The organism is Streptomyces sp. NPDC058469, assembly GCF_042721125.1.
GTDB lineage: Bacteria > Actinomycetota > Actinomycetes > Streptomycetales > Streptomycetaceae > Streptomyces.
Genome location: NZ_JBHXME010000010.1, coordinates 65,813 through 80,714, shown reverse-complemented (window position 1 = coordinate 80,714; position 14,902 = coordinate 65,813). Strand labels below are relative to the sequence as shown.

At 71.0% G+C, this 14,902-nt stretch carries 13 protein-coding genes; 6 read left to right on the top strand and 7 right to left on the bottom strand.

Annotation, left to right across the window (positions count from 1 at the left end; translation table 11 throughout):
• Position 1: 1 nt before the first annotated feature.
• From ACFWP5_RS08340 to ACFWP5_RS08320, 5 genes are read left to right on the top strand one after another with little or no spacing between them, the layout of a single operon-like run.
• Positions 2 to 958, top strand: a complete 957-nt coding sequence (locus ACFWP5_RS08340; protein ID WP_384152174.1) for an ABC transporter permease — start codon at positions 2 to 4, stop codon at positions 956 to 958.
• Entirely contained in the window at positions 955 to 1,842 is an 888-nt protein-coding gene (locus tag ACFWP5_RS08335; protein WP_384152171.1) for an ABC transporter permease, read from the top strand. The genes ACFWP5_RS08340 and ACFWP5_RS08335 overlap by 4 nt, the downstream gene beginning before the upstream one ends.
• Positions 1,842 to 3,572: a dipeptide ABC transporter ATP-binding protein gene (locus ACFWP5_RS08330; RefSeq protein ID WP_384152168.1), complete on the top strand. Its 1,731-nt coding sequence runs from the start codon at positions 1,842 to 1,844 to the stop codon at positions 3,570 to 3,572. The genes ACFWP5_RS08335 and ACFWP5_RS08330 overlap by 1 nt, the downstream gene beginning before the upstream one ends.
• Positions 3,569 to 5,575: a CocE/NonD family hydrolase gene (locus ACFWP5_RS08325; RefSeq protein WP_384152165.1), complete on the top strand. Its 2,007-nt coding sequence runs from the start codon at positions 3,569 to 3,571 to the stop codon at positions 5,573 to 5,575. The genes ACFWP5_RS08330 and ACFWP5_RS08325 overlap by 4 nt, the downstream gene beginning before the upstream one ends.
• Complete coding sequence (locus ACFWP5_RS08320; RefSeq protein ID WP_384152162.1) at positions 5,542 to 6,273, top strand: TetR/AcrR family transcriptional regulator; 732 nt, start codon at positions 5,542 to 5,544, stop codon at positions 6,271 to 6,273. Before ACFWP5_RS08325 ends, ACFWP5_RS08320 begins: the two co-directional genes overlap by 34 nt.
• Here the strand turns inward: ACFWP5_RS08320 and ACFWP5_RS08315 are convergent.
• The 5 genes from ACFWP5_RS08315 to ACFWP5_RS08295 all read right to left on the bottom strand — a co-directional run bounded on the left by ACFWP5_RS08315 (position 6,236) and on the right by ACFWP5_RS08295 (position 12,070).
• A complete protein-coding gene (locus tag ACFWP5_RS08315; RefSeq protein WP_384152159.1) occupies positions 6,236 to 7,156 on the bottom strand; it encodes an SGNH/GDSL hydrolase family protein in 921 nt (306 codons plus the stop codon). The genes ACFWP5_RS08320 and ACFWP5_RS08315 overlap by 38 nt on opposite strands.
• Before the next feature lie 259 nt (positions 7,157 to 7,415).
• Positions 7,416 to 8,291 carry a geranyl diphosphate 2-C-methyltransferase gene (locus ACFWP5_RS08310; RefSeq protein ID WP_384152156.1) on the bottom strand — a complete coding sequence of 292 codons (876 nt, stop codon included), beginning with the start codon at positions 8,289 to 8,291 and terminating at the stop codon, positions 7,416 to 7,418.
• A gap of 49 nt (positions 8,292 to 8,340) precedes the next feature.
• The gene (locus ACFWP5_RS08305) at positions 8,341 to 9,390 is read right to left on the bottom strand and encodes a family 2 encapsulin nanocompartment cargo protein terpene cyclase (protein ID WP_384152153.1); all 1,050 of its coding nucleotides are present in this window, start codon (positions 9,388 to 9,390) and stop codon (positions 8,341 to 8,343) included.
• A 16-nt stretch (positions 9,391 to 9,406) separates the two neighbouring features.
• A complete protein-coding gene (locus ACFWP5_RS08300; protein ID WP_384152150.1) occupies positions 9,407 to 10,849 on the bottom strand; it encodes a family 2B encapsulin nanocompartment shell protein in 1,443 nt (480 codons plus the stop codon).
• A 210-nt stretch (positions 10,850 to 11,059) separates the two neighbouring features.
• On the bottom strand, positions 11,060 to 12,070 hold the full coding sequence (locus ACFWP5_RS08295; RefSeq protein WP_384152280.1) for a zinc-binding alcohol dehydrogenase family protein: 1,011 nt from the start codon (positions 12,068 to 12,070) through the stop codon (positions 11,060 to 11,062).
• A 121-nt stretch (positions 12,071 to 12,191) separates the two neighbouring features.
• Here ACFWP5_RS08295 and ACFWP5_RS08290 point away from each other — a divergent pair, with 121 nt between their 5' ends.
• Positions 12,192 to 12,986: a VOC family protein gene (locus ACFWP5_RS08290; RefSeq protein WP_384152147.1), complete on the top strand. Its 795-nt coding sequence runs from the start codon at positions 12,192 to 12,194 to the stop codon at positions 12,984 to 12,986.
• A gap of 13 nt (positions 12,987 to 12,999) precedes the next feature.
• Here the strand turns inward: ACFWP5_RS08290 and ACFWP5_RS08285 are convergent, their stop codons facing one another.
• Together ACFWP5_RS08285 and ACFWP5_RS08280 are read right to left on the bottom strand one after the other, a co-directional pair.
• Positions 13,000 to 13,617 (bottom strand): TetR/AcrR family transcriptional regulator, encoded by a 618-nt coding sequence (locus ACFWP5_RS08285; RefSeq protein WP_384152144.1) that lies wholly within the window; start codon positions 13,615 to 13,617, stop codon positions 13,000 to 13,002.
• Between the two features lie 66 nt (positions 13,618 to 13,683).
• The gene (locus tag ACFWP5_RS08280) at positions 13,684 to 14,895 is read right to left on the bottom strand and encodes a low temperature requirement protein A (RefSeq protein ID WP_384152141.1); all 1,212 of its coding nucleotides are present in this window, start codon (positions 14,893 to 14,895) and stop codon (positions 13,684 to 13,686) included.
• Positions 14,896 to 14,902 lie beyond the last annotated feature (7 nt).

Genomic DNA, 14,902 nt, shown 5'->3' with positions numbered 1-14,902 from the left:
CATGCTCTCCTTCATAACCCGCCGTATCGCGGCGGCCGTTGGCACCCTCTTCCTCTCCTCCATCCTCGTCTTCCTCGCCGTCCAGGCCCTGCCCGGCGACGTCGCCACCCAGATCCTCGGCAAGGACGCGACGCCGGACGCCGTGGCCGCCCTGCGCACCCAGCTCAAGCTCGATCAGCCCGCCTGGGAGCGGTACTGGAACTGGGTGTGGGGCGCGCTCCACGGTGACTTCGGCACCTCCCTCGTCTCCGGCAAGGCCGTCGGCGGCGAAGTGTCCATGTATCTCGGCAACTCCGCCCTGATCGCCGTCGTCACGGTCCTCTTCGCGGTCACCGGATCGATCGTCCTCGGCATCCTCGCGGGCCTGTACCGCGACCGCTGGCCCGACCACCTCATCTCCACCGTCAGCCTCGTCGGTATGAGCGTCCCCGAGTTCGTCGTGGCCACCGTGCTCGTCCTGTGCTTCTCGGTCGCACTCCCGTGGTTCCCGGCGGTCGTCCTCTACGGCCCCGACGCCACCGTCTCCCAACTCCTGCCCGCCGTATGGCTTCCCGCCCTCGCCCTCGCCGTGGTGATGGCCGCGTACATCGTCCGCATGGCCCGCACCTCGGTCATCGACGTGATGGCCACCGAGTACGTCACCACCGCCCGCCTCAAGGGCCTGTCCACCTGGCGGGTCGTCACCCGACACGCCCTGCCGAGCGCCCTTTTGCCCACGCTGCACGTCATCGCGCTCAACGTCGCGTGGCTGGTCGGCGGGGTCGCGGTGGTCGAGAACGTCTTCAACTACCCGGGCATCGGCAAGCTGATGCTCTCCTCGGTGCAGAACCGCGACCTGCCCACGATCCAGGCCATCGCCCTGATCAGCGCGGTCGTCTACGTCGTCTGCAACCTCGCGGCCGACCTGGCCACCATGGCACTGAACCCCAGGCTCCGCACCCGAGGGAGGACCCGATGACCACGCTCGACACCGTCCCGCCGACGACCGTACGAGGCGCCCGCACCGTCCGCGCCTGGCGCACCCTGAGCAGCTCCCGCACCGCGCTCATCGGCCTCACGATCGTCGCCGTACACGTCCTGATCGCCCTGCTCGCCCCCCTCCTCACCTCCTACGACCCCATCGCCAACGACGCCAACCACGCGCTCCTCGGGTCGAGTTGGAGCCACTGGGCCGGCACCGACCAGTACGGCCGCGATGTCCTCGCCCGCGTCCTCTACGGCGGCCGGTACGCGCTCGGAGTCTCCGTCGCAGGCACCGTCCTGACCGTCGCACTCGGCACGGTGATCGGTTGCGCGGCCGCACTGCGCGGCGGCTGGTTCGACGACGTACTGGGGCGGGTGCTGGACGCGGTGCTGTCCGTACCGTCGATCCTGGCGCTGCTCGTGGTCGTGACGGCGCTGGGCACCGGCCCGGCGGTCATCGTCCTCGCCGTCGCGATCGTCTTCGTCCCGCAGGTCGTCCGCGTCGTCCGCGGCGCCGCCCTCGCGGTCGTCCCCGCCGACTACGTGACCGCCGCCCGCGCCCGCGGGGAGAGCACCTGGTCGATCCTGCGCCGGGAGATCCTGCCCAACATCATGGACGTGGTGTGCGTGGAGTTCGCGATGCGGGCCTCCTGGGTCGTGCTGCTGATCTCCTCGCTGTCCTTCCTCGGCTTCGGCGCCGACCCGCCAACTCCCGACTGGGGCCTGATGGTTGCCGAGAACCGCACCGCCATCACCGTCGTCCCGATGGCCAGCCTCGCCCCCATCATCGCCCTGGCCACCCTTGTGGTCGGGCTCAACCTCGCGGCCGACGGCCTGTCCAAGGCGTGGGGCGTCGACCGGATCAGGGAGGGCTCCTGATGGCCTCGATCGTGTCCGTCAACTCCCTGTCCGTGGCCTACCGTTCGGGCGGCCAGGACGTACCCGTCGTGCACGAGGTGTCGCTGGACGTCGCCGAGGGGCAGACCCACGCGCTCGTCGGTGAGTCCGGCAGCGGCAAGTCCACCATCGCCGCGACCCTCCTCGGTCACCTGCGACACGGCTCGCGGATCACCGGGGGCTCGGTCCAGGTGTCCGGCGCCGACGTCTTCGCCCTGCCCGCACGGGAGTTGAGGCGCCTGCGCGGCGGAACGGTCGCCATGGTCGGCCAGAACGCCGGCCACGCCCTCACCCCCTCCATGCGCATCGGACGGCAGATCGCCGAGGCGGGCGGTGACGTCCCCGTCGTGGAACTCCTCGAACAGGTCCGGCTGCCGCACCCCGCCGAACTCGCCCGCCGCTACCCGCACGAACTCTCCGGCGGCCAGCAGCAGCGCGTCGCCATCGCCATGGCCATCGCGGCCCGCCCCAAGGTCCTGGTCCTCGACGAGCCGACGACAGGCCTGGACGTCCTCACCCAGCGCAGTGTCCTCGACCTGATCGCCGCCCTGCGCGACGAACTCGGCCTCGCCGCAGTGCTGGTGAGCCACGACCTCGGCGTCGTCGCCCACATGGCAGACGAGGTGACCGTCCTGCGGTCGGGCGGGGTTGTGGAGTCGGCGCCCACCAGGCAGCTGTTCGCCCAGCCCCAGGACCCGTACACCCGCCGCCTGTTGGCGAGCGTGCCGCGCCTCGACGACACCGGGCTCGCCGTCGTCGGAGAGGCGGGGGAGCGCGAGGTCAGGCCCAGGGCCGAGGTGCCCGCCGACGCCCCCGTGGCCGTGTCCGCGCAGAACCTCACCATCGACTACGGCAGCACCCGCGCCGTGCACGGCGTCTCCTTCGACGTCCGGCGCGGCGAAGTCCTCGCCCTCGTCGGCGAGTCGGGCAGCGGCAAGTCCACCCTTGCCTGGACCCTGGCCGGGCTGCGCACCCCGTCCGGCGGCACGATGAACCACGCGGACGGCGACCTGGCCCGCCCCGCGCAGCAACGGCCGCTGTCCCTGCGCCGCCGGGTCCAGCTCGTCTTCCAGAACGCCGACACCTCGCTCAACCCCCGCCGCTCCGTGGGCGACGCGGTCCGCCACCCCCTGCGCTTCTTCGGCACGGTGACCGACCGTACGGAGGCGACCGAGCGGGCCCGCCAACTCATCGCCGACGTACGCCTCGACCCGTCCCTCGCCGACCGCCTGCCCGCGCAACTCTCCGGCGGCCAGCGTCAACGCATAGGAATCGCCCGGGCGTTGGCGGGCGAGCCGGACGTCCTCATCGCCGACGAGATCACCACCGCCCTCGATGTGTCGGTGCAGGCCGACGTGCTGCGGCTCCTCGACGACCTGCGGCGCGAGCGTGATCTGGCCTGCCTGTTCATCAGTCACGACCTGGCCGTCGTACGGGGCATCGCGGACCGGGTCGTCGTACTGCGCCACGGAGTTGTCGTGGAGGAGGGCCCGACGGAGACGGTCTTCGCCGACCCCCAACACCCCTACACCCGCCAGCTCATGGCCGCCGCCCTCGAACCCGACCCCGACGCACAGCCCTACGTCGACGACACCGCCGACTGGGCCGACGCGGCGGACGGGGACGACATCTGGACCGACCAAGGTGACGACGGCCACCGCGTCCGACGCTGGCGCCCCCTCAACGCCCCCGTGGCGGAAGGAATTCTGTGAAGTACCGAGACCAGTTCGACCGCCAGGTGGTCCGTGAGGACGTCTGGATCCCCACCCGGGACGGAAGGACCCGGTTGCACGCCCGTATCTGGCGGCCGGTCGACGCCGAGTCGGACCCCGTACCCGCACTGCTCGAATACCTCCCGTACCGCAAGAGCGACTGGACCGCGCCCCGCGACGCCCAGCGCCACCCCTGGTACGCCGGACACGGTTACGCCTCCGTCCGCGTCGACATCCGGGGCCACGGCGACAGCGAGGGCCTGCCCGGCGACGAGTACGACGCGCAGGAACTCGCCGACGGCGTCGATGTCGTCAACTGGCTTGCCGCACAGCCCTGGTGCACGGGCAAGGTCGGCATGTTCGGCATCTCCTGGGGCGGCTTCAACTCCCTCCAGATCGCCGCCCTCGCCCCCGAACCCCTCAAGGCGATCGTCACCGTCTGCTCGACCGACGACCGGTACGACAACGACGTCCACTACACGGGCGGCGCCGTCCTGGGCATCGACATGCTCGCCTGGGCCGGCACCATGCTCGCCTTCGCGTCCCGTCCGCCGGACCCCACGAACGTCGGCACGGACCGCTGGCTGCCGATGTGGCGCGAACGCCTCGACGCCCTAGAACCCTTCCTCCACACCTGGCTCGAACACCAACAGCGCGACGCCTATTGGAAGCACGGCAGCGTCTGCGAGGACTACACCGCGATCGACGCGGCCGTCCTCGCGGTCGGTGGCTGGAACGACCCGTACCGGGACGCGGTGTTGAGGCTCGTCGAGAACCTGCCCGGCGATCGCGTCCGGGGGATCATCGGTCCCTGGTCACACCAGTACCCCGACCGGGGACTGCCGCCCGGCCCGGCGATCGGCTTCCTCCAGGAGACCCTGCGCTGGTGGGACCAGCACCTCAAGGGCATCGACACGGGAGTCATGGGGGAGCCGCTGCTGCGGGCCTGGATCACCGACCCGGTCCCGCCGGCGACGTCGTACGACGTGCTGCCGGGCCGTTGGGTGGGGGACACCAACTGGCCGTCCCCGAAGGTCGGTTGGGACGAGCGCCCGCTGGGCACCGGAACCGTCCCGGTCGTCGTGCGCTCCCCACAGCACACCGGCCTCGACGCCGGCCGCTTCTTCCCCTTCGGCAACGCGAGCGACCTGCCGCCGGACCAGCGCGAGGAGGACGGCCGTTCGGTCTGCTTCGACTCCGAACCGCTCACCGAACGCGTCGAGATCCTCGGCCGCCCGCGCGTCCGGCTCCGCCTCGACAGCACCACCCCGCGCGCCCATGTCATCGCCCGCCTGTGCGACGTGGCCCCGGACGGCTCGTCCACGCTCGTCACCCGTGGCGTGCTCAACCTGCTGAGCAGGCACGGCCGTGACCGGGCCGTCGAGTGGACACCGGGGACGTACGAGGACGTCGAGTTCGAGCTGACCGGCATCGGCTACGCCGTCCCGCCCGGCCACCGCATCCGGCTCGCCGTCTCCGACACCTACTGGCCGTGGGTCTGGCCGCACGGCGAGCGCGGCGAGCTGCGGGTCGTCCCGGCCGAGAGCGCCGTACAACTGCCCGTTCGGGAAGCCGGAGTTGAGCCGCCGATCCGCTTCGAGGAGCCCGAGCAGGCCACACCGCTCGACGTGACCTACGACCAGCCCGCCGAGCCGACCCCCGAGCGACTCGTCACGCACGATGTCGCCAAGGGCGAGTGGACGCTGGAGGTCGATCCCAACTACGGGGGATCACGGACGTATCCGGACGGGCTGCGCTTCGAGGAGAGCGCGCGGGAGACGTACCGCATCCGCGGTGATGACCCGCTGTCCGCGCGGGCCGTGTCCGAGTGGCGGATCCGGTTGCGGCGCGGGGACGAGTGGGACGCTGAGATCATGGCGCGGACGGAGCTGCGCGCCACGGCCGCGGACTTCGTCATGGACAGTCGCGTCGAAGCGCGGGCGAACGGAGAGACAGTGGCCAAGCGAGCATGGCACCGCACCACCCCGAGGACGTCGGGATGACGGCCGCCAAGCCCTCACAGGCCGCCAAGCCTCGGCAGGTCGAGAAGTCCCCGGCGGCCCCGAAGTCCCCGCGTCGTGCCGTCGCCGCCGCCGACCGTACCCGCCAGCCCACGGAGGTGCGCCGACGGCTCATCGTCGAGGCGGCCGTCCCGCTGATAGCGGAACGGGGTTACGCGGCGGTCGGTGTACGGGACGTGGCGGCGGCGGCCGGGGTCTCCGTCGGCACCGTCACCTACCACTTCGGCAGTGTGCAGGAGATCCTCTCCGAGGCGATGGTCCTGCACATCGAGCGCTACTACGCCGAGTTGAGCGAGGCGGCCGAACAGGCGACGAGCGGGGCCGAGGCGCTGCGGCTGCTCGTCGACGCGCTGTTCACCGAGGACACCGACCGGCACTGGCGCATGTGGTTCGACTACTGGAACGCGGGCGAACAGGGCACGGACGAGGCCTTCAGCGGCGGACAGGCCCACCGCTACGAGACCTGGCACCAGCAGATCCGCGCACTGGCCCAACGGGGCGTCACCGACGGCGAGTTCAGCGCCGACGACCTCGACGGCTTCACGGTCCGCTTCGCCGCCCTCGCCGACGGCCTCGCCCTGCAACGGCTGCGCCAGGCACCCCCGTTGAGCACCCAGGACGCCCGCCGTCACCTCAACCGCCTCATCGAGACGGAACTTGGGCGCCGATCACCCGAGTGATCTCCCGGGCGATCCGCAGGATGCCGGGGGAGGGCACCGGGCACGGCCTGGGCGTCGATGTCGTCGGCGCCAGGCAGAAGTGCAGGTAGTCCTTGTCGAGGTGCAGGGCCGTGCGGCCGCTGGCCGGCTGGGTGCAGTAGTCGGGGTGGGCGCGTTCGTAGGCGGTGCAGGGGAGGTACTGGGTCCAGGTGTAGCGGGCTCCGGTGCGGCTCACGGTCCGGCCGGCGTCGGCGACGATGTCGCCCGTGGACCCGGCCTGCGACTCGTAGAGCGCGTTCACGGCCTGGACGCGCTCGGGCGTGATCGGGTCGGGACCCTGCAACACCCAGACGATCGTGGGCCGTTGGGCGCCCCCGGCGGTCGCGATCTGCGCGGTGAGCTTCCTGATGTCGGCCGCGTACCGGTCGAAGTACGCCTCCCGGTCGGCGTCGTACGTGATCCCGTCCATGCAGGGCGTGTAGCCCCACGCGTTGCCCCAGAACTGCAGCACCACGAAGTCCGGGTGCAGCGCACGCACCAGCACGGCCGCCTTGTCCCCGGCCGGGACCAGCGAACCCTCCTTGGTGCCCTCCAGGTAGTCGCACGGCGTCGTCCCCGAGTACGGGGCACTCGTGTACGTCGCGTCCAACTCGCCGCGCAGTGCCCGCCCGAGCACGTTCTGGCTCTCCATCGCGAGGGAGTCCCCGAGATACAGCACACGGGGCGCCGACTTCACCACCGGAGCACTGCTCGGCGAGACCGGCGCCTGCTGCCGCGTGGTGGCGGCCGACGTGACCGGCACGGAGGGGGTGGGCGGTGCGGCCTCGGGCCCGGACGCCGGGTCCGTGCACGCGCCGAGCAGCACTCCGGCCAGCACCACACCCACGATCCACGGCTTCCGCATACGGCAACTCCCGCCCCGGGCACCGGAAAACGGCCCCTCAGGCAAGCACAGCCGGGCGACAGGAGGAAGACGCCCGACACGACTACTCGGGGCTCTCCGGAAACGCCGGCAGATCGGTCAGCGCAAGCGTGAGGCGGGCATTGCCTTGGTGCGCGCCTCACGTACCGTGCGCTTGTTGCGGGCACACGGCACGCGGGACGTGCTGGATCCGGCGCCCGGCCTCCCGGAGGCGGCCTCCAGGATCGCCGGGCGGCGAGAGTCAGACCCGGTCGGCCGCGATCAGCAGGTACTGGAAGCTGCCGTTGCGGTAGGCGGTCAGAAAGGTGTCCTCGATCCCCGTGACCAGATGGTCGGCCTGCTTGCGCAGCGCCCAGTAGGGGATGGTGTCCTCGGTCAGGTCCTGGACGTGGACCGGCACCAGCCGGTTGCGGGCCATCGCCCGGAAGTACTCCGACCTGGGGTGGATGTCGCAGATGTAGTGGGCGTTGATGAGGGACACCTCGCGCGAGGCCCGGCCGTAGGTGTCGTTGTAGCAGCCGGTGATCACCACATAGCGTCCGCCGCGGCGCAGCAGCCGGGCGTGCTCGGCGAACAGCAGGTCCAACTCCACATACATCGTGGACTCGTTGTTCCACGACGCGGCGAACTCGCCTGTCGGGAAGCCGGTGTCGAGCATGTTGCGGTGGTGGTAGCGCACCTTGCCGTCGATGCCCCGCTTGCGTGCCTGGGCGTTGGCGAACTCGGCCTGCTTGGCGGAGATCGTGACCCCGTCGGCCCGGCAGCCGTGGCGCAGATGCGCCACCACGCTGCCGCCGCCGCGCCCGCAGCCGGCGTCGAAGACCCGGTCTGCGGGGGTGAGTTGACCGAGCAGGGAGGCGAGGAGTTCGGCCTGTGCGTGCTCCAGGCGGTGCAGTTCGGCGGTGAGCCGCTCCCGGCGCCGGACGGGGTCGGGTTCGTCGAGCACGGACTCGTCGGCCCCGCCGATTCCGTAGTGGTGGTGGTACAGGTCGTCGATCTGCCCGAGGTCGAGGTTGACCGGGTTCTCTTCGGCGTTCCAGTAGTCCGCGACACGGTTTTGGTACGTGGACTGGGTCGGCACCGGTGCTGCTGTGGTGCCGGCGTCGGCGGTGGTCAACGGTGACTCCTAGCGTGATACGTCTGACAGGGCGTCAGGGACCGGTGTGTTACCAGTAGTTGGGCAGGTGGTAGCGGTGGGTGTTGGTCGCGTGCCACTCGTGGTTGCCGGCCACCCAGGCGGCGAGGCTCTGGGTGTAGCGCTCGACGAGGGGCGAGGCCGCGGACAGCACCGCGGACTCCTCCTCGAAGGCGTCCATGATCCGGTTGTGGATCTCGACGGACTTCAGATAGGCCGCCTTCAGTCCGCACCGCTCGTTGGCTGCGACGACCTGCGGAAGGTTGAGGTGGTCGGGGTCGGACAGCTCCTTGGTGAAGGAGTAGAGGTCGTTCATGATCGTGGTGGCGTTGCCGGCGAGGGCCGTGATCCGCTGGATCTCGGGGCGGGCGTAGACCTGCTCGGGCAGTTCGTAGCCGTCGATCGCGTCCACGATCGACAGACAGGGGCGGAAGTTGTTGAACTGCCGCATCACCAGGTACTCCCAGACGCGCGGCCTGTACCGGATCTCGGCCCAGGCGGCCTCGGCGAGATAGCCGAGGTGGAGCCGGGCGATGTCGTGCACGAACCGGTCGGTCTGGCTGGGGGTGGCGAGGAGGGCGTAGTCCTTCAGCGCGAAGTGGTACGAACGCAGCGGGCCGTCGGCCTGCGTTCCGTGCCGCCACTCCGCCTCCAGTTCGGGGGTGGAGTGGAACGGGTCGAGCGCCGACTGCCCGAAGATCAGCCGTCCGCCCAGCCCGCGGTGCGAGCCGCCCTTGTCCTCGTCCTCCTCGCAGTAGCAGTTGTCGACGATGTTCTCGGCGAGCAGCAACTCGCCCGCGGCGGTGAGCCGTTCGAGGTCGAGCGCCCCAGGGTGCTGGAGCACCACGGCCCGGCCGAACCGGAACCCGGCGAAGTCCCCGTCCCACGCGGCCGGGAACAGATCGTGGCCGCGGGCCCAGGCCTCCAGCCTGCGGTCGATCTCCGCGGCCTTCTCCGGGTCGGCGGGGGCCGCGGGCCGGTACGTGAGGCCGGGGATCGCCCCGGTGCGCCTGGCCCGCACGGTACGGGCCAGGTTCGGCGGCCCCGGCAGCGGGAGGGAGGTCGTGGTGGGTGTGGTCATGGAGTGCTCCACGCCGTCATTCGGCGGTCCGGCCGATCTGGACGTTTTCGAGGATCCCCGCCGCGTCGGGGACCAGGATGGCCATCGAGTAGTACGCGGTGACGAGGTAGCGGATGATCGCGGCGGAGTCGATGCCCATGAAGCGCACGTTCAGACCGGGCTGGAACTCCTCGGGGATACCGGTCTGGAACAGCCCGACGACTCCCTGGTCGGCCTCGCCGGTGCGCAGCGCGATGATGCTGCTGGTGTGCTGCGGGGTGATCGGGATCTTGCCGCACGGGAAGAACGGGACACCGCGCCAGGCGGGGATCTCGTGCCCTTCGACATTCACCGTGCCGGGCACCAGACCGCGCCGGTTGCACTGCCGGAAGAAGGCCGCGATGGCCTTCGGATGGGCGAGGAAGAGCCGCGTCTTGCGTCGCATGGCGAGCAGTTCGTCGAGGTCGTCCGGGGTCGGCGGACCGGTGAACGTGCTGATACGCTGGGTGTAGTCGATGCTGTGCAGCAGCCCGAACTCCCGGTTGTTGACCAGCTCCCACTCCTGCCGCTCGCGGATCTCCTCGATGGTGAGGCGGAGTTGCTGCTGGGTCTGGTCCATCGGGTCGTTGTAGAGGTCGGCGACCCGGGTGTGCACCCGCAGCACGGTCTGGGTGAGAGACAACTCGTACTCGCGCGGGGCGAGTTCGTAGTCGACGAAGCCGCCGGGCAGCGTCGGCTCACCCACATGACCGGCCTGCACCGGGACGTCGGCCTCGCCCTTGCGGTTCATCGGCAGCCGCTGCTGCTCGGCGTACGCCTCCAGATGCGCGGCCAACGACGGTACGCGGTCGGTGAATTCGTCCACGACGTCCCAGGGCAGCACGAGCAGGACGCCCGCGGTCTCGGCGCGCACGGAACTCAGCCACAGGGGGTCGGACTGCCCGATCGCCTCGTCCCCCATCTGGTCGCCGTCGGTGACGACGCCGAGGATCTCCTCCTCGTCGTACTTGCCGGTGGTGTAGCGGGTGAAGCGGCCGTGCACGACCAAGTAGGCCTCGGTGACGGGCTGTCCGGCCTCGAAGAGGATCTGGCCGGCCCGCACCTCACGGACCCGGAACCGGCCCGCGACCTCCTTCAGGACCGCCGTGTCGGAGTACCCGCGCAACACGGGCAGTTCGGTGAGTGTCTCGGGGATGACCTTGATGTCGTCGGCGCCGTTCTGCTCGAACTGCACCCGGCCGCGGCCGACGCGGAGCTGGAGCCGCCGGTTGACGCGGTAGGCGCCGCCCCGCACGTCCACCCAGGGCAGCATCTTCAGCAGCCACCGCGAGGTGATGGCCTGCATCTGCGGTTCGGACTTGGTGGTCGTGGCGAGCTGACGTGCCGCCAGGGTGCTGAGGCTGGTGGGTTGTCCGTTGCCGGGCGTCGAGGGGTCGGGTTCGTCGGTGGCGGGTCCGTGGGCGCTTTCCGGAGTGGACACATTCCCTCCCGGGAGGTGAACAGGGGTGAGCGCGTCGTCGGTGTACAAGCCAAACAGTCCTGCCCGGGGCCGGGAACCGCGCGCAGGGGGCGGCTTCACGCCCTGGAGGGTGTAAACCGTCGATCGAGGCGGGGAGAGGAAGCGATCGTTCCCGTGCCCCGGCGCGCAGGGCGCTGGAACGCCTCACCTGCGCGAAACCCCGTGCGCCGCCTACCCGTTGAGGTCGTTCACCAGCACCGCTGCCCCGTCGAAGCGGCCTGCCTTCAGATCCGTCAGCGCGTCCGCGGCCCGCGAGAGCGGATAGGCGTGCGTGGTCGCGCGCACGTCATGCCGGGCGGCCAGGCCGAGGAACTCCCTCGCGTCCGCACGGGTGTTGGAGGTGACGCTGCGCAACTCCTTCTCGTAGAACAGCTCGTGCTCGTAGTCCAGGGGCGGTGTGTCGCTGAGGTGGATGCCCGCGACCGCGAGGACCCCGCCCCGGTCGAGGGCGCGCAGCGCGACCGGCACGAGGTCGCCGACCGGCGCGAACAGGATCGCGCTGTCCAACGGCTCCGGCGGCGCCTCGTACGCGTCACGCGCCGAGGCCGCCCCCAGCTCCAGCGCGAGCCGCCGCGCCGCCCGGCCCCGGGTCAGCACATGCACGGTGGCCCCCTCGGCGAGCGCCACCTGGGCGCACAGATGGGCGCTGCCCCCGAAGCCGTAGAGACCGAGCCGGCCGCCCGGCGGGAGTGAGGCTCGGCGCAGCGCGCGGTAGCCGATGATCCCGGCGCACAGCAGCGGTGCCAGGGCCACGTCGTCCAGGCCGGCGGGCAGTCGGTGGGCGAACGCGGCCGGTACGGTCGTGTACTCCGCGTAACCGCCGTCGGCGTCCCAGCCGGTGTACTCGGAGCGCGGGCAGAGATTCTCGGCCCCGCGCAGGCAGTACGCGCAGGTGCCATCGGTACGGCGCAGCCACGCGACGCCCACCCGGTCACCGAGCGCGAACCCGTTCACCGCCGCCCCGAGCCCCGCCACCTCCCCGACGACCTCGTGCCCCGGAGTCACCCCCGGGCGCCGCACCGGCAGATCCCCCTCGGTGACATGCAGATCGGTCCGGCACACCCCGCACGCGCGCACGTGCACGAGCAGTTCGTCGTCACCCGGCACCGGCACCGGCTTCTCCACCCACCGGAGAGCGCCCTCCTCGACCGGCCCCGGCTCGGTCACGGCCCACGCGCGCATCGTCGTCGTATCCGCCATACGTCCAGTGTGGAACGGAACGCGGCGTTCGGCGCGCGCCTCGCTCTCCGGGTGACTAGCGTGAGAATTCGGACAACCCGACCTATCGGAGAGGGCCGCAATCATGGCCGTACAACCTGAGGGAACCCCCTGTTGGGCCGACGCGATGTTCAGCGACGTGGAGGGGGCCAAGCGCTTCTACGGCGAGGTCCTCGGCTGGACCTTCGGCGACGCGTCGTCGGAGTACGGCAGCTACACGCAGGCCTTCGTCGACGACAAGGCCGTAGCGGCCGTCGTACCGCCGATGCCGGGCCAGGAGGGGCATTCGCAGTGGTGCCTCTATCTCGCGTCACCGGACGCGGCGGCCACCGCGGCGAAGATCCGGGAGAACGGCGGTCAAGTGCTGATGGAGCCGATGAAGGTCGGCGACTTCGGCACGATGTGCCTGGCCAGTGAGCCCAGCGGCGCCGTCTTCGGCGTCTGGCAGGGCGGCACCCACGAGGGCTTCGAGGCCACGGGCGTGCCCGGCGCCTACGCCTGGGCCGAGGTCTTCACCCGCGAGCCCGCGAAGGCGGACGCGTTCTTCGCTGCGGTCTTCCCGTACGCGCAGAAGCAGATGGACGGCGGTGGCATGGACTACCGGATGTACAACGTCGGCGACGAGACGGTGCTGGGCCGGATGGCGATGGGCGACGAGTTCCCGCCCGAGGTGCCGTCGTACGTCAACGTGTACTTCACCGTCCCCGACTGTGACGAGGCCGTCGCCAAGGCCACCGAGCTCGGCGGCATCGTCCGCTTCGGCCCCATGGACAGTCCCTTCGGGCGGTTCGCGGCCCTGAGTGATCCGCAGGGCGCCGCGTTCACGGTGATCGACGTGACCACGACCAAGGGAGAGCTGCCGACGAGCACGGACGTCTAGCCGAGGCCGTTCATCAGCTCCCGTCGGCCGCCCACCAGGCGGGAGCGCAGGCCACGGCGGCGTCGACCAGGTCGTCCTTCGTGACGGATGGGTCGTCGAGCCAGGCCCTGATGGCTCCTGCGAAGCCGCGTGCCATGAACTGCGCGATCACCTGACGGTTGGCCTCGGGGAGTCCCGGGTGGTGGCCGTCGGCCATGAAGGCGAGCGTGTAGTCGCTGAAGTGGTGCACGAGCGCCTCGTACACACCGCTGTCCGCCGGGTCGTCGAGGGCGTGCCGGTATATCGGCAGGTACCGCTCGACGTGGTCGGCGACCTCCGCCGTGGCCAGGCGCAGCAGCTTGGGGGCCGGGTCGCCCTGCGTACGGCGCTCGGCCTCCAGCCGGTGGCCGCGCTCCAGGTCGGCGTGGAGCACCTGGATGAGCAGGTCCAGCGGGGAGCTGTAGCGGTTGTAGAACGTGGCCCGGGTGACGCCGGCCCGGTCGGCCAGTTCGCCGATCGTGATCTGTGAGACGGGCCGTCGGCCGGCCAGCTCCACGATGGCCTCCTCGAAGGCCCGCGTCGTACGGGTGATGCGCGGATCGATCCGGTCGCTCAGTGCTCTGCCCTCCTTGGTCCGCGGCTTTGTGATCACGTCGCACTCTGTCATGGGCGACGCCCACTCCGGTCCCGCCGCAGGAAGCCGCCGACCCGCTCGGGGTCACATGGCCACCTCCTCGTAGTGGGACACGCGATTGGCCACGGCGACTCCCCAGGGGATGCCGAAAAGCAGCACGAGCGCCAGGCCGAGGACCAGCGGGGCCGGGCGCAGGGCGCCGACTCCCACGCACAGGACGGCCATGGCGACGCATGTGCGGGCCAGGGGGCGATAGAGCCCAGGGTTCTCGTTCCAGTGGCGCAGGGACGCCGCGAGCACCATCGTCGCGCAGAGCACGACGGCCGCGCCCCCGCAGAGCACCCAGGCCGTGGCCGCAGGGGTCCGGCTGTCGTGGGCGTGCTCGACGAGGCCGACCATCGCGGCACCCATGGCGGCCACGGCGGCCGTGATCGGCAGGTGGACCACCATCCACTGCAGGGCGCCGGCGCGCGTGGGCCGCGGCAGCCGGTGCCCGGCGAAGTCGAAGTAGGTCCACCACGCGCCGAACCCGACGACCACGGCGACGAGCCCGACGGCGAGGGTGAGCGCGTTGGTCGGCTCGTGGGCCAGTCCGTCGACCACCCCGGTCACGTTCTCGCCGAGCACGATGATGATGAACAGCCCGAACCGTTCCGTGAGCGCGTCGGTCACGCTGAGCGCGACCACCTGTTCCGGAATGGCTCTCCCGATGATGAACACGAACCCCGCCAGGTAGACGACGGCCAGCACACCCCACGTCAGGACGCGCGCGTCCGCGGGCAGGGCGGCGCTCGCCGCCAGCACGACCGCGCAGGCCGCCGTCCCCGTCACGTACAGCATGCTGGGGCGCCGGAACTCGGGGGTGTCACTGCGCGAGGCGAGCAGCCACAACAGCGCCAGGACCGCGAACAGCACCCCCGCGTCCACGGCGAACGCGGCTCCGCGTGTGCCGCCCGCGCCGGGGATGAACGCGCCCAGCGGGACGAGCACGAGGATCTGCAGCAGGAACATGCTCCGGCCGCGCGCGTCCTCGTGCCCGTGCAGCTCGTGGTGCAGGCTGCCGTTGAGCCAGGCGATCCACACCAGCGCGAACACCGCCGCGAACAGACCCAGTCCGCGCCAGTCGAGCTCCCCGGACAGATGGTGGGCGGCCTGCGCGACCAGTACGACCACGACCAGGTCGTAGAAGAGTTCCAGCGGCCCGACCACCCGCTCGCGCGGCTGCTCGCCGTGGGGGCGCGGGGGTCGCCACAACTGGCGGCGCACCCGGGCCAATTGCTCTTGTCGCGAGATCATGCGCGCA

Bases quoted from the DNA above. Each gene is read 5' to 3' on its own strand.
- ACFWP5_RS08340 (WP_384152174.1), top strand. From the start codon at position 2: ATGCTCTCCTTCATAACCCGCCGTATCGCGGCGGCCGTTGGCACCCTC.
- ACFWP5_RS08335 (WP_384152171.1), top strand. From the start codon at position 955: ATGACCACGCTCGACACCGTCCCGCCGACGACCGTACGAGGCGCCCGC.
- ACFWP5_RS08330 (WP_384152168.1), top strand. From the start codon at position 1,842: ATGGCCTCGATCGTGTCCGTCAACTCCCTGTCCGTGGCCTACCGTTCG.
- ACFWP5_RS08320 (WP_384152162.1), top strand. From the start codon at position 5,542: ATGGCACCGCACCACCCCGAGGACGTCGGGATGACGGCCGCCAAGCCC.
- ACFWP5_RS08315 (WP_384152159.1), bottom strand. From the start codon at position 7,156: ATGCGGAAGCCGTGGATCGTGGGTGTGGTGCTGGCCGGAGTGCTGCTC.
- ACFWP5_RS08305 (WP_384152153.1), bottom strand. From the start codon at position 9,390: ATGACCACACCCACCACGACCTCCCTCCCGCTGCCGGGGCCGCCGAAC.
- ACFWP5_RS08295 (WP_384152280.1), bottom strand. From the start codon at position 12,070: ATGCGCGCGTGGGCCGTGACCGAGCCGGGGCCGGTCGAGGAGGGCGCT.
- ACFWP5_RS08290 (WP_384152147.1), top strand. From the start codon at position 12,192: ATGGCCGTACAACCTGAGGGAACCCCCTGTTGGGCCGACGCGATGTTC.
- ACFWP5_RS08280 (WP_384152141.1), bottom strand. From the start codon at position 14,895: ATGATCTCGCGACAAGAGCAATTGGCCCGGGTGCGCCGCCAGTTGTGG.